Source organism: Lichenicoccus roseus, assembly GCF_005844085.1.
Lineage (GTDB): Bacteria > Pseudomonadota > Alphaproteobacteria > Acetobacterales > Acetobacteraceae > Lichenicoccus > Lichenicoccus roseus.
Genome location: NZ_VCDI01000012.1, coordinates 68,316 through 86,449, shown reverse-complemented (window position 1 = coordinate 86,449; position 18,134 = coordinate 68,316). Strand labels below are relative to the sequence as shown.

The following is an 18,134-nucleotide window of genomic DNA, read 5'->3' as shown; positions in this document are numbered from 1 at the left end:
ACGCCGTCTGTCAGGAAGACGTTGCCATTCCTGTCATCACTGACCTGCACGCCAGCCGCGGTGATCCCGTTCCCAAGTTGCAGGACATTCAGCCCGTTGCCGTTCTCGTTGATCTCCAGCTGACCGTAGCCGGCGTTGTAGATGAAGGTGTCCCCACCGCCATTGCCTTGCTCGTAGGTGGCCAGACCCTTGCTGTCGAAGACGTTGGCGTTGCCGTTGCCGTAGAGGCCCTGCCCGGCGGACGTGCCGGTGGTGGCCATGGTCACCAGTTGAGCCTGGGTCCAGGTGGTGCCGTCGGCGAACTGCACCTGCTCGACACCAGAGCCAACGCCGTAGAGCTCGCCGTCGAGCTGGATCCGGTCGCCGCCGACGCCGTCTGTCAGGAAGACGTTGCCATTCCTGTCATCACTGACCTGCACGCCAGCCGCGGTGATCCCGCCACCGACCTGCAGGAGGTTCAGGCCGCTGCCGTTCTCGTTGATCTCCAGCTGACCGTAGCCGGCATTGTAAAGGAAGATGTCACCGCCGCCATTGCCGCGCTCGTAGGTGGCCAGGCCCTTGCTGTCGAACAGTTCGGCGCCCCCGGTGCCGTAGAGGCTCTCTCCAGCGGAACTGCCGGTGGTAGCCATCGCCAGGAGCTGGCTCTGGCTCAACACGGTGCCGTCGGCGAACTGCACCTGCTCGACACCAGAGCCAACGCCGTAGAGCTCGCCGTCGAGCTGGATCCGGTCGCCGCTGACGCCATCTGTCAGGAAGACGTTGCCGTTGTTGTCATCACTGACCTGCACGCCAGCCGCGGTGATCCCGCCACCGACCTGCAGGACATTCAGGCCGCTGCCGTTCTCGTTGATCTCCAGCTGACCGTAGCCGGCGTTGTAGATGAAGATGTCACCGCCGCCGTAGCCCTGCTCGTAGTCACTGCCGCCACGACCGTCAAAAACATCAGCGCTGTTTGAGCCATAGAGCCTGTCGTTGCCGGAGGCACCGACGAAGGCAGTATAAATCGCGCCATCGAAATCGACGTCGATCAGAGGATTCGAGCTCACGTTGGTGAAAGTGACCTCGTCTCCCGTGTTGTCGATAGCGACCGTCTCGTTGCCCTGCGCGTTTTGTCCAAAGACAAGATCCGAGATCTGAATGCCGGTGCCAAGCACGAGAGCTCCGGAGGCACCGTTCATGTTGATCGTGACGGCCCCGTCACCTGCAGCAAAGTTGACCGTGTTCCAGTTCGAACCGCTTTGTGAGCCGTTACCAAAGGTGACGCTGTCGGAACCGGGCGCGAGATTGAACACGTTAGCACCGAAGCCGCTACCCGTCAGAACGGTGGCTGTCGCGGTCGCTGTCCAGGTGAAGGTCATCCCGATGCTAAGGCTCTTCGACGCCCCGTCGCTGAACGTGAGATTGTTCAGGCGAACACCTCCGCCGAAGTTGTCAAGGTAAAGGGCGTCCTTGATCACGACACTGTCGCCGGCTGTTCCATCCAGGATGATCAGGTCACCGGCCGCGTCGGACTGGAAGGTAAGATCGCTAGCAGTAATGCCGGCGCCAAAGGCAAGCGTCGCGTTGCCGTTGTTCCCGTTCAGGTCGATCGTGGCGGCGCCGTCCCCAGCGCCATAATTCACTGTGTTCTTAGTCGATCCACTGTCTGACCCGTTGCCAAGCGTGACCGTGTCGCCGCCAGGTGCGACATTGAACACGTTGGCACCAAAGCCACTACCTGTCAGAACGGTATTCGTCGCGGTGCCTGTCCACGTAAAGGTAATTCCGCTGCTGAGGACCTCAGCCGTGCCGTTACCGAAACTTAAGGCACTCAAGCGAGCGTTCCAGCCATATTTATCGCTAAAAAGGTCGCTCTCGATGATGACACGATCACCGGCTACACCATCCAGAATGGTTAGGTTTCCCGTACTGTCGTCGACCTGAAAGATGAGGTCGCTAGCGGTGATTCCCTTACCGAAGACGAGCGTGGCGGATCCGTTGTCCCCATTCATGTTGATCGTGGCGGCGCCGTCGCCGGGGCCATAATTCACCGTGTTCCTATTTGAGCCACTGCCCGACCCGTTACCAAGCGTGACTGTGTCGCCGCCGGGCGCGAGATTGAACACGTTAGCACCGAAGCCACTGCCTGTTAGAACGGTGTTCACCGCCGTTCCTGTCCACGTGAAGGTCATCCCGCCGTTGAAGGCTTCAGAAGTGCCGTCGCTGAAATTCACGGCACCCAAGCGGGCATTCCAGCCGTACTTATCACTGAATAGGTCGTTCTCAATAACGACACTGTCACCAGCTGTGCCGTCCAGAATTGTCAAGTCGCCGACGGCATCGGCTTGAAACGTCAGGTTTGCCTGGGTTATACCAATACCCATCTCAACGGCGCCCGTACCGCCATTCAAGTCGAGCGTAACCCTACCATTTCCGATTGAGTAATTCAGGAGGTTAGTAGCCGCACCGACCACTGACCTGCTGCCAAAGGTGACGCTGTCGCCGTCGGCTCCAGGGATAAAGGTGTTGGATCCTAGGTCACTGCCAACCAGGGTATGGTCTGTGGCGGATCCAATCCATGTAAAAACAAGTGGCGTATTAGTGCCTGTCTCGGCACTCAGGGAAACTTTAGAGCCGTCAGAAAAGTGAAGTTCGTTGATGCTGCTCGAGACACCAATCGCACCGATGCTGGATGACGGGGTCAAGTCGTCTATGACCGTCAGGGTTTCCCCAGTGTCGAGTAGCTCGATCGTCAGGTCACCGGTATTGTCAGCTTGAAGGACAACATCGCTGGATTCGATGTCGGCTGCGAGGGTGATTGCCCCGGTTCCTCCATCCAAGTTGATAAGCGCATTGCCATCGCCTTTGTCGAACAGCACTGAATTTGTACCGGGTCCACCGTCCGAGCTGTTGCCAAAGGTGACCGTGTCGCCACCTGGTGCAAGATCGAAGGTGTTGTCTCCGTAGTTGCTTCCGGAGAGCGACAGGTCGGTCGAGCTACCCTGCCAGGTAAAGTCCGCCGGCTCATGCTGAGTATAGGTCGGGAGCTCTATCAACGAGCCGTCCGCAAGCCTGATGCCAGATATCTGACTGACCACTCCACTACTCTGGTAGGTGAAGTCGTCCCTGACGGTGAGACCGTCAGTCGTTCCCTCGATCTTGAGGATGAGGTCGCCGCCGGCATCCGATTGCAGGATCAGGTTGGCGGCGGAGATACCTTCGCCGGCGACGATCTCGCCAGGAATCGGATTGCTTGTAACCGGTCCGTCTCCTTCCGCGAAAGCCAAGCTTTGAGCATAATCGCTCGACCGTGGGGCAGTGCCAGCCGGGAGGCCGGCGACGATCGAGGCGGCCGACCAGACCGTCCCGTCCGCGAACGCAACTGCCTGGACGCCATACTGCGGACCGTCGAGCATGTTGTCGATCTGGACCCGGTCCCCGCCGCTCCCGACGGTCAGGATGACGTCGCCGGTCGCGTCCGCGCCGACGGCAATGTCCGAGGTCTGGATACCGCTGCCGAAGGTCAGGATGTTGTAGTTGTTGGGGTTGCTATCCTGCTCATTGATCTCAAGCGAGCCGCTGCCGGCGTTGAAGATGAAGGTGTCCCCGCCTCCATTGCCCTGCTCGTAGTCTGAGCCGCCCTTCCCGTCGAATGTATCGGGTCCAGAGGTTCCGTAGAGGTTGTCACTCCCTGGGGTGCCTGTCGTCGCGAGGGCCTCGACCTGCGCTGCCGTCCAGACTGTCCCATCTGCAAACGCGACCCCTTGCACGCCGTAGCGGCCACTGACGAGCATGTTCTCGAGAATTATCGCGTCAACCGCCTCCCCCGTCTTGATGACGATGTCCCCAGCCGCGTCGCCGCTTATCTGGAGATCGACGGCGTTGATTCCAGTTCCAAGCGCCAGGATGTTGGTATTGCTCCGGCTCGTGTCATACTCATTCACCTCGAGGGTGCCATACCCCTGGTTAAAGATGAAGGTGTCGCCGCCGCCGTCACCCTGTTCGTAGTCGCTGTCGCCTTTACCATCGAAGACATTGGCGCCGGACGTTCCGTAGAGATCGTCGCTCCCCGTCGTTCCTGTTGTTGCGAGAGAAAGGATTTGAGCAGTTGTCCAGACAGATCCATCAGCAAAGTCGATTGCCTGGACGCCATCCTTGGCAGAGTTGAGCATCCCATCGATCTGGATGCGGTCACCGGTGGTCCCATCGGTGAGGGTGACGTCGCCTAGACTGTCTCCCATCACCGTAACCTCATCCGCGGTAATGCCTGCTCCAAAGCGCAGCACGTTGTCTGGCAGGGCGCTGGGGTCGACCTCGTCGATCTCCAGCTGACCATAGCCCTGGTCGTAGACGAAGGTGTCCCCCCCGCCATTGCCCTGCTCGTAGGTCGCAATCCCTCTGCCATCGATAAGGTCGGAGCCACTCGTGCCATAGATGCTCGTGTTGCCCGCCTGATCGGCGACCTCCGCCGCCTGGACCTTGGCGGCGGTCCAGACGGTGCCGTCAGCGAACTCGACCTCCTGCACACCGAAGGCAGTCTGGTTGTTCGCTCCGATCGAGTTGTGGCCCTGGGCATTCTCAGACTGGTAGGACGCCTGAAAGAGCATCTCATCGATCTTGATGCTCGAACCATCACCAAGGCTCAAGATGATGTCACCGGCGGCGTCGCCCGATACGGTGACCTGGGCCGGTTCGACACCCTCGATCAGCAGGATGTTCGACGGGTGGGCGACGTTGTCAATTTCATTGACTTCAGTCGAGCCTAGGCCGGTCTCAACGATGAAGAGGTCTCCGCCTCCGAAGCCCTCAAGCTCGGTGCCCGGTGCCGTAGCCTGGAACAAGTCCGATCCAATTGTTCCGACCAGGACCTTGGTGAGCGCTGTTCCTTCAACAAAGCTCAGATTTCCTGACGCTGCTGCGGAAATTTGGCTTGCCGAAAATGAGGGCGGTAGGACGGCTTGGAGTTGGGCGGCTATAGCGGAAGAGTCTACAGCAATAATTGACGACAGACTAAGCACGCTTTCATTGATGATATCGAGAGCGTTACTCCAATAGGCGACTCTCGCTTGACTGTCAGCGGGAACATTGCTGGCAAGGTCGGTTATAGCAGCGGTGAAAGAGACCGTTGGGACTATCGCATCAAGGGCAATAGTATATACAAAGTCTACTCCAAAAGGGGATGATGGTGTCTGGACCAGCGCCCGAGCCTTCAGAGCGGCGAATGCCGAGTCCCATGACTCTTGCAAATAATTGGCTTGCCCAATAAAATGAGGCTCGACTGTTCCAAAGAAAGATTGATAGTTGTTCGTAAGAGCTTGCAGGAACGCTAACTTCTGACCATCGAACAGTTGACCACTGCCAGGTTCGACATTTCCTACACCTGCCCACTGATACAAAACTGCTTGAAGCGAAGAGTCGAAAGCAGCACTGTCGTTAGGGTCAGTTGCCTGGAGAGTTTTCACAAGGTCCAATAGCTGATCACTCTGACTCATCGAGATCCGAAGATCTGGGAGAGCGCCATAGCCTTTAAAATTAAGTAGATCCTCAACGGCTGAAGTTAGGCTGTAGGCTCCTGTGTAAATCGTTGAGAGTGGGTTTGCTTGGAGTTGGACAGAGGCGATCTCGCGGGTGCTGCCGTCTGACATAGTGGCGACTGCTTCTTGTTCAATAACACCCCCAACGATCGCCTCGTTAAGTTCTTTCGTCGCCAGAGCAATACTGACCACTCCGAGGTCGGAGAGAGAGGAAATCTCTCCCTGCTCAGCGGCTCCGTCACTATTGGCGTCGGACCAGTAAAATATATTATCTAATTCCTGCCCACTAATAACACCGTCGCCGTTGGTATCAAACGATACCAATTGTGCAAAAGTGGTAAGCAGCCCGGAAGTGCTTCCTAATCCAGGAACAGCGGTAGTTAGTAAGCCGTTACCTGCGCCAAGCCAAGCGGTCTGTTCAGCAACACCAGAGCCAGTGAAGTCGAAAAAAGGAGACGTCTCTGACGTTGACTTCAGCGTCAGGCCTGTTCCACTCATATTGAAGATAAGAGGATCATTCTGTGCGTTATTCACTCCACCTGTCGTTCTATCGATCCACGACGGAATCTGGGGTAGCGCTCCTCTAATAAAGTTTCCTAGTTCCTCAGCGGCATCCGATACGATCCCTCCGTAGCCAACTCCGGCGGCTGATAAGGCGATATATTCCGCAACAGTCGCTGCCGCTCCAGTCAATCCCCACGCGGCCACGGCGGGCGCAATAAGTGGCGCAGCCGCAGTACCAGCCGCTAATGCAGCTGCAAAACCAAGCGCCTCAGCTGCCAGCGCTAATCCTGTTTCGTAGTTATCGCTATTACCTGAACTCGCAGCGATGATTCCAAAGTCTGCGTCGACCAAGCCATCAACCGCCGTCACAGCGATAGCGACCGGGGCGAATTCTGGACCCGCATTCTGCAATGCTCCAGCCAATGCGGAAGCCGCACCGTCAAAGACGTCCTGTAATACCGTCATATCTTCCTCGAGGTTTTAAATATAATAGTTATAGGCAGCTTTGTTGCCGCGCCTCATCGAGAACCGCATGCAGAGTTTTTAAGTCTGAATAACGGGAGGTATCAACACAAGCGAAGATGGGAGCGTAGGGCTTTCCGGGGGCTGCGCGATTTGATGACTTCAGTCGGCTCAAATGAGCTGGAGCATTACGAAGGTTGGCTACTAGTTGAGTGTCGCCTTGACCTAAGATTGCCTCATGCTTTAGCTCAAAGCTTTCTATATCTTCCCATTTAACAAAGCCCAGCTCAGGGTATTTCAGAAAGCGTAGCCCCATTGGGGTTCCAAGTTCTATTACTCCCGCCTCTCGAGATATAATCCTTCTTGCAAATATTAGAGATATCCAAACTGATCCAGTGACCACCATCGCGACGATTGCAAAGACCTCCCAATTATCATGGTTTGATTTGACTAGCTCTGCGAAAAAGCCAGCGGATATAATACTGAATACCAAAAAAGCGGTTAGGTTTTGACCTAGGCTATTCGAACGCGAAATACTGATTATTCTGCCGGATTCGGCTCGTTTTACTTCTATGTTCGTCACAACTACCTTCTTCTCGTTTCGCCGGGCTCAACACAGTGGTCAGGAAAATTAATGGTGAGCGTCCTAGTCTGTCTGTGAACGTCCAAGACTTCCAGGTAATAACGAACACCATCCTATAATCTTCGCTGACGTTGCAGCGCGTCGATACATCTGAGTCCAGCCATTACATGATGTAGGGGTGTGGTAGGCGGGTCAGCAGTGCTGCCTTGCGTTGGAACCGCCGTCCGCCTTCTGTCGGAATTCGCACTCCCGTGCCATATCGTCCACCTTCGCCTTGGCACGCTGCGTGAAGCCTGGACCACCCAGAGCAGTCCGACGCGCTTGCGCGGATCGAAGTTTGAACCGCTCAGCCCCGTGAACTCCATCGCATCCACGAAGTCTTCGGTAGCGACGTGCGCCTCATCAGGTGCCATATCGGCGACGTACTTGCCCGCGAGCATATGCATTTCCGCCTCAGTCAGGGTGGACACAACGAGTAAACTTTCAAGCCGGTCCACAACGCTCGACCGCCAGGTGCTCAGTGTCCGTCTAAGAATGCTTAAGCATGAGCGATGCGGCGGAGGAGCAGGCTTCCCATTGCGACGTGGATCATGGCCTTGGAAACGTTGAGGCGGGCCTCGTAATCGCGCACCAGCCTGCGCCAACTTGTCATCCATCCGAATGTGCGCTCGACGACCCACCGGCGCGGCAGAATCTCGAAGCCAGGCTCCCGGTCGAAACGGCGCACAATTTCCAGTACGAAGTCTCTGAAGGCCGCCTTGTCGAGCAGCCTCGTTCGATCGTAGGCGACGTCGGCGAACAGGTGCTTGAGCCACGGCCATCGCTTTCGCACAGCATTGAGGATCGCCTGTGCCCCGGCACTGTCGGAGATGTCCGCCGTGATGAGGTTGACCATCAGCAGTCGACCATCGGTGTCGACGGCGATGTGGCGCTTTCGTTCAACGGTCTTCTTGTTCGCGTCATAGCCGCGGGGTTTGGCATGCGGTGCCTTGATGGCTATCGAGCACGCCGCCGGATGGACTGGCCTCGCGTCCATACGCCTCCCGATCCAGCATAAGCGACACGTCGTGGATGGTCTGGAACAGCATGCGGCGCACAAAGCGCCTGAACCACCAGTAGACGGTCTGCCAGGGACCGAAATTGGTGGGCAGCATCCGCCAACCGCCCCCGCTACGGGCCATGTAGCGGATCGCGTTCAGGATCTCGCGCAGGTCAACGCCGACCTTGCGCCCGCGCCTCGGCGGCTCAGGCAGAGGTGGCAGGATCCGCTGCCACTCCTCGTCCGTCAGGTCGCTTGGATACCGCTTAATCTTGCGGGCAATCTCGGCCATTCGGCCACGGCTCGCCGGTGTCCACATCCAGAGCTTGAATCACCCCTGCCCGAGCGGCCACAACCATTTTCAAACGGTCTCTTAGGCGCTGATCCTAGATGTCGTGCGGGACGGTGCCGGAAGCAGCGCCGCCGCTCGTATCGCCGGCACCAAGAAGGGGGTCATGGCCGCGGACGCCGCGGCGTTGCTAGCCGGGACGCGGTGGCTACCCGCAGTGCTGTACGTTCCGGAAGTGACATATCCCGTAATCTCTGGCGAGAGCGGCAATCAATACCAGCCCGCCGCGCCGATAGCAGCGGAGTAAATTGGCCCCTTCCTTCCTCCCGCCTGAGTTGGACCGCTTAGGCAGGATGGCCGTTTTTGTCTGGCAACTTGGTGGAAGCCACTTCTGGGTTTTCTATATACTCGGCCCAGATAAAGTATAGGTAGGAGATAGGCTTGGTCCTATAAGTCCGCGCATAAGGGTCAGATAGCTAATCTCGTCACGCAGTTCCGGGTGTTCGCGCTGTAGGTCGGGATCACGGTCGAATAGTTCAGCAGCAGCGGCCCCCGTCGAGGCTACTGGAAAGACCCGGGCTGCCGGGTGCCTTTGCAAGAACATTTCATATTCGTCCTCGACGCCCTCCATCCCACCAATGAAGATGCCGATGTCGAATGGCTTGGCAAACATTGCTTCGCGCAATCGGAGCAAGCTGGCATTCCGGTCATTTGGCACCGCGTCCACAAGCTCCACTCGCTCAAAAGAGGCGTTGTCCCTTGGAAAGGTGGATGTGAAAAACCGACTTTGAAACAGAACAAAATGGTCGCCGACGCGCGCACCCGTTTGCGTAACCTGTAAGCGTATCATCGGAGTGATCGCAGGGTGGCCGCCAAAGACCAGCTCGGCTTCCTGCTCCGCAACTGCGATAGCCAATGCGCGCACTGCGTCCCGAATGGCTAACACATCGACTGTTGCGAAGTAAGTCGGATTACGTGTCGGAAGTGGAACACTTGCGGAGAGGAACACCCTTGGTCCAGAACCTGAACTCATTTGCTCCCTTCCCCTTCAGCAACAAGGTGGAGCCACTGCTTGGCTTCCCTAAGCCCAACACTGCGGACAGAGGCAATGTTTCCGTTGAGCCATCGCAGGTGGTCCAGCCACCGACCGCGGATGCCGCTTTCATCGTAAAGCAGGCAGGGTGGTCTAAGGTAGCTTCTGCCTGCTCCGGCCTCCCTCTGCATAAGCTGTTCAAGCGCCTCATAACGTTCAGCATCTGGAACGCCGACGGCAGGTAGCACAAACACCTTCCCACCGTTCTCGTCCCCATGCTTCCGCAGCACAATGGAGCGGTCCAGCGTCATGTAGGCTAGTAGGCCGGCACCCTTTGCCTCGATTAGGAACTCCCGCACCAAGAAGGCGTGGCGGGCCGCGACGGCTCGCGCCCGCAAGCCTTCAACGGCATCAACGATTTCCTGAGTGCTATTGTCATGTAAACGAGCGGCGGGGCCAAGGGTGGCCTTGTCCTCGAAGTCGCTGACAGACAGCGGATGGAAGGTGCTGAAGGCCGCCGCCGACGCCTCTTCCTGACCTGGCCAGAGGAGCTGCAAGATTTGCAAGTTTGCAGTGTTGGCTCGCGCAAGCTCTTCCTCGGTCCATCGGCTTGCAAGAAAACCAGGGGTGTCCAGCAGTAGGATGACGTCAGTGTCTGCCAGCCGGTGCCACAGGATCTCCTGGAACGGCTCGCCCGGGCGGAGTACGCCATGGGTGTCCAGGAACACGTCGAAGCCTGCTACATCCAGGGCTTCGTAGAGTTGGGCTGCCACGCCGCTCGTCTCGACTCGCCGATAGCTGATGAAGAGGCGCCGCCGCTCGCGCAGCAGCCCAAAGCCTTCAAGAATACGTGCCGCGAGTCGCTCGAAATTCGCGCCGCAATCCTGTCTGGCCAGGCCGTTCAGGTGCGAGATCGCCGTTGGAACCAGCTTTGTGAACCGCCCGATGTCCTCGACAACAGGTATGACCAACGTGCCGTCGGCCAGCACCACGTCGAGCAGGGCTGCATCCCGAGGCGACAAGGCCGTCCCTGTCGTTCCAAAGAACACTGTGACCGATGGCCACCTACGGTCCAATTCCGCTTCATTTCGTGACCCCAGGCGTACGAGCATCCGCGTCGGGTTGACCCCAAGATGATGCATTGCTGAGGCGACAGCGCGCTCCAAAGCACCAGCGTACTCCGCTGAGCGGGCGTCAGTGTCAGCGCCCAACGTGACAAGCTGGTAAGTTCCTTGGAGAGAGAGGGTGGTGGTGGCTACCACTTGAAAGCGTGATCCTCTGGTTGAGCCATGAGCCTGGCCGAGTTCCCGTGCCTTGCAAAGGCCCAATCATGCTTGGCGAGGGCAGGCTGGCCCGTGGGGACATGCCGGGACTATGAGGAACCGCAGATTTTAGGCAACCTGAGGTCCCCACCCTGGAGAGTTGGTATGGCTCGACGTGTGTTCTTCAGCTTCCATTACCAACGCGACGTTTGGCGGATCAATCAGATCAGGAACTTGACCGAGATCATAGGGACAGCAGCAGCCGGCTTCCAAGACGCTTCGCTTTGGGAAGAAGCGAAGAAGAAAGGCGACGCTAACATCAAGAAAATGATCGATGCTGCCCTATACAACACATCAGTAACAGTAGTGTTCATCGGCAATATGACTGCTGGGCGTAAGTTTATAAATTATGAGATCGAGAAGTCCATTGCTCGAGATAATGGCATAGTGGGTGTTCAAATACACCACCTCAAGAACCATGAGGGCGAGATAGATATGGCTGGTAGGACACCAGCTCTGTTAACCAGCAATAATTTACCTGTTTATAAGTATACCGATCAAGATGCTCTCAAGAAGTATATCGAGGCGGCTGCCAAAAAGGTAGGGAAGTAGGTTCAACTTGGGCTGCCGCGCCGCAAAACGGCGCGCACCCGCGGCCCGCGTCAGCTTTTGGCAATGGTGATCGGTGCCGGCCCGTCGTTCGGACCGCCGCAGCAAACGGCCATGTCGATGGCCGCCGGCGCCGATGCGAAGCGGTGCGGTGCGCCTGCGTGCCCTGCGCACAGGCCGGGTTATTTCAATAGTATAGGGACAACGCCCGGGTCCCGTCCGTTTTGGTCAGATAGAACGGCAAGACAACCCGTCATAACTGCGGCGACGCGGTTTCTCCGAGCGGTGCGGTCGAGGGATCGCTCCCGGTCGAAGACGAGGGGGAGGCGGCGTGAGAGGATTTCGAGCATCATCTCCCCGTCGGCACGAGCTGGATTCGGCCCGACCCAGCTGCCCTTTTATCAAGGGCAGCTGGGTCGCGGCCCGGCGCTACGAGGGCGGTTGCGTCCGCAGAAGCTCGTGACAACCGTCTGAATCGTGGCAGCTGATCAGGATCGCCTGCCACGCTTCCGCCTGATGCAGCGTCAGCTGTCCGTCGCGGGCAAGTTCCAGGCTGGCAGCAAACGTACTTGCTAGTGCGGACCGGGCCCGAAAGCCGCCCACCTCCTCCACCCTCAGGTCTGGCAGGAAGGCCGCCATCGCGCTGCCGTCCGGCAGCACCGCCAGCCGCTCGCGGATGCGGGCGATCGACACCGGCACCGGCCACAGGGTGTGCGGCGGCAGCCGATAGGCCTCTGCCAGCTGGTCCGGCAGCGCCAGGGCCACCAGACAGGCTCGCATCAGCTCGGCAAGATCCCCGCCCTCGCCCGGAAGGCCCGCAACCCCCTGCTCCGACCTGCCTCTCCCCCATACCTGCAGGCCAAGCTGCTGCCGGCGCTCGAGCCAGTCGGCGGCAGCCTGGATGTGGCGCCGGCTGAGCAGCTGCCGCCGCAACGCGTCCGCCTCACGGAGGGCGGCCTGCGCCTCCGGCGCGCTGGCCGGCAGGATCAGCCGCGCGCGCAGCTGGGTCAGCGTTGCCGCCATCACCAGCCAGTCCGCCCAGCGCGACAGCGACGACGCTGCCTGTCGGACACTACCCTGCTGCAGCGCCTGCTCCAGTGCGTCGGCAAAGGCCTCGATCAGTGCCACGATCGACAACCGCGACAGGTCGAGACGGTGTGTCCGCACCAGCTCGAGCAGCCAGTCGAGCGGGCCCTCGAAACCGTCCACCGACAGCATCGGCGCGTCGCTCTCCCGCCGGAGTGCATGCGGCGGCTGGTCCCATTCGGCCTCATCGATCTGACCGCCTGCCAGTGTCAGCGGCTCGGCGCTATCGGTCATGCCGCCTGGTCGTAGAGCGGCCGGGCCTTGAAGCGCAGCTGCGGCCAATCATACGCAATCGCCGACAGCGCCCGCCACGGCGTCCAGTCCGCTGCCCAGAAGCCGAGCCGCCACGTCGCCTCGGCCGCCTCCTGTTCACGCGGCTCCCCGAGCACAACCACATGGCGCAGCGCCTGGGTGGTGCCCAAGTGCTGCCAGAGCCAGGCCAGCGCCTCCGGATGGTCAGGCCCCAGCGCCAGGATGCTGCCGGGCACCGGCCGCAGCGCATGCAGGTCGAACGGGCAAGCCCGGCTGCGTCCGACCTGCGCCACCGCCAGCGCATGCCGCCGCTCCGACGCCTCGCGCAGCTGCTGTGCCAGGATCCGGGCTCCCTGGGCGCTCAGGATGCGTGCGGGCGCTGCCATCAGCCGGTGGAACCAGTCCTCCTGCAGCTGCTCGAAGTCGATCTGCCACGGGATCACCCCAGCGCCAGCTGCCCCCGAACGGAAGCGCGCCAGCTCCTGCACCGGCCCGCTGATCGTCAGCCGGTGCTGCAGCCAGTCGGTATCGGGCAGACAGAGCGCCTCTCCCGACTCCGCGATCTCCTGCGCGACGAAGTCGGCTGCAGCCGCGCTGGTCACGCCGCCGCCTTCCTCGGGCGCAGGCGACGCAGGCTGCGGCGGGCGAGGATGCGGCGCAGCGCATCGGTGCCGAGGCGCTGGTGCTCGAGGTTGCCCCAGCGATCGATCTTGCGGAACACCGGCCCGAACCGCGTCTCGGAGCTGCGCAGCCAGTCCTCCAGCACCCGCGCCGGACACAGTCGGCGTTCGGCCGCACGCGGCAGCGTCACCGCCTGCATCACGCCGTGCACCGCCACGATCTGCAGGGTGACGCCCTGGTGGCCGAACTCGATGTGCTCAATGTCGAGCCCGACCAGCGCGCCGCGACCAAGTCCGGCGGCGGCCAGCAACAGCAGCGCACGATCGCGCAGTCCGGCGAGATCACCGGGACAGGCGCCGGCCATGCGGGTCAGCTGCGCGGCACCCGGCGCTGGCCGGCGTCGCGGCCGCGCCGTGCGACGCGCCTCCCGCAGCACTGCACGCAGGATGGGATCACCTGCCGGCGCCTGCAGCCCATGCCGCCGATGCTGGTCGACGATCGCCGCCAGCCGTCGCGCCAGCGCGCCAGGACCGAGCCGCATCGCCTGGTCCTGCAGATACGCCGCCAGCGTGGCCGCATCGGCCGGTAGCGCCGTCTGGTCGCCGTTGCGGCACCACAGCGCAAAGGCGGCCCAATCGGTGGCATACAGTCGCCGCGTCTCCGGCTTCAGCAACGTGGGCGCCGGATCGGCGAGCACTGCGACGCGCGGAATGTGCTGCCCGTTCTGCGGTTCGGCCGTCGCTGCCGTCATGTCCGCCCCTCCCCGCGCCTGCTTCGATCAACGGCAGGAGTCTGCAGCCTACGACCAATTACGGCAACTGCTCCTAAGGCGCGGTAAAACCTTTTATCGTCACGTATGCCCGATAAGTGTGCTTGTCATGCATACGTTTGTACGGGTAGTTTGATCCCGCTGATCTTGCTCAGCCGCCGTAAAGCCAGCTCCACGGAAGCGCCTGCCCGATGTTGGATGACGTGCCCCTTCTGGTCTTGCCGCGGCCACCACAGCCGGTCCCGGTCGGGCATCCGCCTCCGATGATCCAGGCCTGGTTCGACCACATCGTTGACGCGGTGGTGCCCCAAGCTGACGGTAGCCTGCCCACCGCTCGGCGCGCTGCCGACGCCTATGCTCGCCGCGCCAAAGCCGACAACACACGTCGCGCCTATCGGGCCGGGGTGCGCGCCTGGTGCGACTGGTGTGACCTTCACACCCTGCCCTGCCTGCCGGGACGTGCCGCCGACGTGGTGGCCTTCCTGGCGGCCGAGCGCGGGCGCGGCCTCAGCGTCAACACCATCGACCTGCGCCGGGCGGCGATCCGCTACCTGCACTATGTGGCCGGCTTGCCGGTGCCGACCGCAGAGGCGCAGGTCACCGAGACGCTGGCCGGCATCCATCGCGAGGCGGCGGACCGTGGCCAGCTGCCGGTGCAGAAGCTCGCCGTCACCGCGTCCGTCCTACACGATATCCTGGCACCGGTCCCGGACGACCTGGCCGGTCTGCGCGACCGGGCGCTGATACTGGTGGGCTTTGCCGGCGCCTTGCGACGGTCGGAGCTGGCGGCGATCCGGGTCGAGCACTGTACGTCGCGCGAGCGCGGCATCAGCCTCACCCTACCGCGCTCCAAGGGCGAGCGCGCCGGCAAGACGGTCACCGTGGCGCTGCCCTACGGCACCACCAGCCTGTGCCCAGTGCGTGCCCTACAGCGCTGGCAGGAAGCCGCCGGGATCACCGAAGGGGCGCTGTTCCGCAGGCTGTATCTGCCACCGACCCGGCGCGAAGGCGGTGCCGGCATCCAATCACGCCTCGTTGTCGGTCTCGAAGCGCTGGATCCGGGGTCGATCGCACGCATCCTCAAGCTCCGTGCCGCCGCCGCCGGGTTCGATCCGGACCTGGTCTCGGGCCACAGCCTCAAGCGCGGGGCGCTGAGCACCGGTATGGAGCGTGGCGTGCACCCGACCCGGCTCAAGCAGCTCGGGCGGCATAAGAGCTACGCCGTACTGGATACCTATCTCGAGCTGGGGGATCCGTTCGAGGGGCATCCGTTGAACGGGGTGATCTGATCCGCTTCTGAAATACGTCAGTACGTAACGCCGTATAGGCTTGATCCCTCTCCCTTATTTACGTGTAGTTGTTGTTATGGCTATACGGCGTTACGCCTTTGTGTCCTGACGCAGCGTTAAAACGACGCCGTTACGTAAGGCTCGTACAGACCTACGGTGTGTGGCTCTGTCTTCCAGATCCGCATCGACTTGGCGCGCATGACATACGCAGCGGAACGTGGCCTGCCTCTTCCTCAAGTGCATTTTCTGGTGCGATACGCCAATACGACGTTACGACCACACGCTCCTACGTAACGTCATTTACCAGCTAGTAAGGTAGTCTCATCTACGGCGCGGAGTCCGATCCTCCAGGTCGGCCTCCGCAATTGGGACCCCCGCTGCCTTAAGCGCGTGGCAAATGACTTGCTTCATCGTCATCCCCTTGGCTTTGGCGGCGGCCTCGACCGCCATGACCGAGCTCCGCCGCATGCGAAGGTTCAGCGTCGTTGGGATGTCGCTGGATGCTACGATTGTGGCCGGCTCCGGGAGCTCAACTTGCCGCACTTGCGTGGGAGGCTGCTGGGGCGCGGTGCTAGCAGCGATAGCCAAAGCCTCATCCGGCGACGGGCGGCGGGGCTTAAGGGGCGCTTTCATGTCGTCACGGCCTTACGGCGTTACGTGTAGTAGCCGGTATCCACCTGAGCTTTCGCAACTCGGCTACCAGTGCGGCAACCTCGGTGCCGGCCGTACCTGATAATGGCACACGGCCGGAGTAAGACAGCTCACCATAGGCAACTAGGTCTGAGAGGCTCGCCTTGAGCCTGACTAGCTTCGCCCGCTCAAGTTCACTGCCGGCATGCTTGGCGAGCGTGGTCCGCCGAACGCGGTTGAACAGGACCCTGGCAGGTATCTCGCGCCGTGCCGCCCGAGCAAGCCCTTCGACCAGCCTCGCCGTCTTCTCGGCTTCAGTGATGTCAGCCTCGCCAGCAAGCGCGGGAATGAGAACTGCGTCAGCAGACGTCATGGCAACAGTCGCCGCACGATTGCCGAAGCCAGCGGTGTCGACCAGCACCAGATCAGCCTCACCAGCATGCTCGGCGATCAGGTGGGCGAGCCGGGCCTCATCGGTTTCTGCAATCGTCTTAAATGCCGGCCCCTCATAGGTTTCGGATGCCCAGCGGCTGAAGGCTAGAGTCGGGTCAGCATCCAAGGCGACAAGGTGGCAGGATCCAGCCAAGGCACCGGCGAGGATCTCGCAAACCGTTGACTTACCCGGGCCTCCCTTGCTGCTGGCCACCGTCAGAACCGGCATAGGATCTCCTTGAGACTACGTCTATACGGCGTTACGTATCTGCGTAAGTACTTTAATACGTGTAGTCGCAACAGCGTGTCGCTGTATGGCCGTATTTTCGTAGGCATGTCCAGCGGAAGGGGAACTGGAAAACGAGGCACTCGACCGAACAGATGGTGGGTTCTTAGGCGTAGGCAGGGGAGGGACCTCATCCGCGAGTAGACCTTCAATGCGGCTTGTTGGAAATCTTGGTCTTCCAAGCATCTGGGCGTTCTACCTGTGGATAGATGAAGTTATCCGCGGGCAATCGGTACCCCTAAGTGCGGGCTATTGGTACTCCGAAGTGCGGGCCATTGGTACCCCTTCGGTTCGGGCCATTGGCACCCCCCTAAACCGATAGGCTCTCCAATAGCTTCCCATTAAACCTTCCCGCTAGCTGTCGGCGCTAGTTGTGGACAAAGGGGGATGGCAAGCCATCCCCCTTTGTCCTCAACTCACGCACCGTCCGCCAGACCAGCAGGACAAAGCTCACGCTGATTGTGATTCGGGCGATTGGCACCCCTTTCAGCCAACCGTTTTGATCCCGTAGAGTGAAATTCTTACGAATCGCGTGGAAGGGAGGAGCATGGCTGATGACACGCCCGCCCAGGGTGAGCTTCCCCGTGGATCGCTTCCTGCCAACACAGCTCGCATCATTCGATTCGCGGTCGACATCGCTGAAACACCGCCAGATCGTGCCGATTTCCTGCACAGCGTTCTTTGCCAAGTCGGTCTTCCGCGACGCGAGACCAAAGCCTTTACCTTCGAACGCACGAACGGCAAGGCGTCGATCCTGATCGAGGCTGGCAAGCTTTGGAACGGCAAGAATTGGATCCAGCAGCCAATCCCCTACGGAACCCGTCCTCGCTTGGCCCTGGTCCACGTAAGCTCGGAAGCTGTACGCTCGAAATCGCCTGTGGTTGAGGTAGGCCGGTCGGTGCGGGAATTCCTAATGCGCCTGGAGGTTGATACCGGGGGCAGGGAATACGCGACCTTCAAGAAGCAGATGAAAGCGTTGTCGGCCTGCCGCATGAGCCTGGGATTTGGTACGGAGACGGTGGACGCCAAGCCGATCGAACGATTTTCAGCATGGACGGACGGTTCGGGCGATCGGGACCCCCTAACACCTTGCGTGGTCGAGCTGACACCGAAATTCTTCGCATCACTGACCGAATATGCGGTGCCCTTGGATGCCAGGGCACTGGCGGCCTTGCGGCATAGCGCGTTGGCTCTCGACGTCTATACCTGGCTGGCCCACCGGCTGCACCGCGTCCAGCGAGTGTCTGGAGAACGCATCAGTTGGAAGAACCTGCGGGAGCAGTTTGGTCAGGAGTACGCGGACCCGAAAAACTTCAAGCGTAAGATGCTCTCGACCTTGATGGCCGTGCGGGCCGTCTATCCGGACGCAAAGCTGGACCAAGTTAAGGGCGGCTTCGTCCTGTTACCGTCTAAGCCACCGATCCCCAAGACGGTCGTACAAGTTCGGGCGATTGGTACCCCGTAGGCGAACGATA

10 protein-coding genes and 1 pseudogene are annotated in these 18,134 nt (G+C 60.4%); 3 read left to right on the top strand and 8 right to left on the bottom strand.

Features of this window, described 5'->3' with window-relative positions:
• From FE263_RS21075 to FE263_RS21060, 4 genes and pseudogenes are all read right to left on the bottom strand, one after another.
• A partial coding sequence (locus FE263_RS21075; protein ID WP_276611249.1) for a beta strand repeat-containing protein occupies positions 1-6,482 on the bottom strand: 6,482 nt, incomplete at its 3' end.
• Positions 6,483-7,600: 1,118 nt separating this feature from the next.
• Positions 7,601-8,420, bottom strand: a pseudogene (locus FE263_RS21070) (IS5 family transposase).
• 370 nt (positions 8,421-8,790) lie between these two features.
• Complete coding sequence (locus tag FE263_RS21065) at positions 8,791-9,399, bottom strand: SLOG domain-containing protein (protein ID WP_205880485.1); 609 nt, start codon at positions 9,397-9,399, stop codon at positions 8,791-8,793.
• A 20-nt stretch (positions 9,400-9,419) separates the two neighbouring features.
• A complete protein-coding gene (locus FE263_RS21060; protein WP_171034262.1) occupies positions 9,420-10,415 on the bottom strand; it encodes a toll/interleukin-1 receptor domain-containing protein in 996 nt (331 codons plus the stop codon).
• A gap of 297 nt (positions 10,416-10,712) precedes the next feature.
• On the opposite strand from FE263_RS21060, the gene FE263_RS21055 reads away from it, so the two are divergent.
• The gene (locus FE263_RS21055) at positions 10,713-11,297 is read left to right on the top strand and encodes a TIR domain-containing protein (protein WP_338086752.1); all 585 of its coding nucleotides are present in this window, start codon (positions 10,713-10,715) and stop codon (positions 11,295-11,297) included.
• Between the two features lie 426 nt (positions 11,298-11,723).
• Here the strand turns inward: FE263_RS21055 and FE263_RS21050 are convergent, their stop codons facing one another.
• From FE263_RS21050 to FE263_RS21040, 3 genes are read right to left on the bottom strand one after another with little or no spacing between them, the layout of a single operon-like run.
• Positions 11,724-12,614 carry a segregation and condensation protein A gene (locus FE263_RS21050; RefSeq protein WP_138328009.1) on the bottom strand — a complete coding sequence of 297 codons (891 nt, stop codon included), beginning with the start codon at positions 12,612-12,614 and terminating at the stop codon, positions 11,724-11,726.
• A complete protein-coding gene (locus FE263_RS21045; protein WP_138328008.1) occupies positions 12,611-13,234 on the bottom strand; it encodes a hypothetical protein in 624 nt (207 codons plus the stop codon). The genes FE263_RS21050 and FE263_RS21045 overlap by 4 nt, the downstream gene beginning before the upstream one ends.
• Complete coding sequence (locus FE263_RS21040; RefSeq protein WP_138328007.1) at positions 13,231-14,004, bottom strand: site-specific integrase; 774 nt, start codon at positions 14,002-14,004, stop codon at positions 13,231-13,233. Before FE263_RS21040 ends, FE263_RS21045 begins: the two co-directional genes overlap by 4 nt.
• A 281-nt stretch (positions 14,005-14,285) precedes the next feature.
• Between FE263_RS21040 and FE263_RS21035 the strand changes: the two genes are divergently transcribed.
• Entirely contained in the window at positions 14,286-15,311 is a 1,026-nt protein-coding gene (locus FE263_RS21035; RefSeq protein WP_240760036.1) for a site-specific integrase, read from the top strand.
• Positions 15,312-15,948: 637 nt separating this feature from the next.
• Here the strand turns inward: FE263_RS21035 and FE263_RS21030 are convergent.
• Positions 15,949-16,602: a ParA family protein gene (locus FE263_RS21030; RefSeq protein WP_138328005.1), complete on the bottom strand. Its 654-nt coding sequence runs from the start codon at positions 16,600-16,602 to the stop codon at positions 15,949-15,951.
• Positions 16,603-17,206: 604 nt separating this feature from the next.
• On the opposite strand from FE263_RS21030, the gene FE263_RS21025 reads away from it, so the two are divergent.
• Positions 17,207-18,124, top strand: a complete 918-nt coding sequence (locus FE263_RS21025; protein WP_138328004.1) for a replication protein RepA — start codon at positions 17,207-17,209, stop codon at positions 18,122-18,124.
• Positions 18,125-18,134: the final 10 nt, after the last annotated feature.

Bases quoted from the DNA above. Each gene is read 5' to 3' on its own strand.
- FE263_RS21055 (WP_338086752.1), top strand. From the start codon at position 10,713: ATGAGCCTGGCCGAGTTCCCGTGCCTTGCAAAGGCCCAATCATGCTTG.
- FE263_RS21025 (WP_138328004.1), top strand. From the start codon at position 17,207: ATGGCTGATGACACGCCCGCCCAGGGTGAGCTTCCCCGTGGATCGCTT.
- FE263_RS21050 (WP_138328009.1), bottom strand. From the start codon at position 12,614: ATGACCGATAGCGCCGAGCCGCTGACACTGGCAGGCGGTCAGATCGAT.
- FE263_RS21030 (WP_138328005.1), bottom strand. From the start codon at position 16,602: ATGCCGGTTCTGACGGTGGCCAGCAGCAAGGGAGGCCCGGGTAAGTCA.
- FE263_RS21035 (WP_240760036.1), top strand. From the start codon at position 14,286: ATGATCCAGGCCTGGTTCGACCACATCGTTGACGCGGTGGTGCCCCAA.
- FE263_RS21040 (WP_138328007.1), bottom strand. From the start codon at position 14,004: ATGACGGCAGCGACGGCCGAACCGCAGAACGGGCAGCACATTCCGCGC.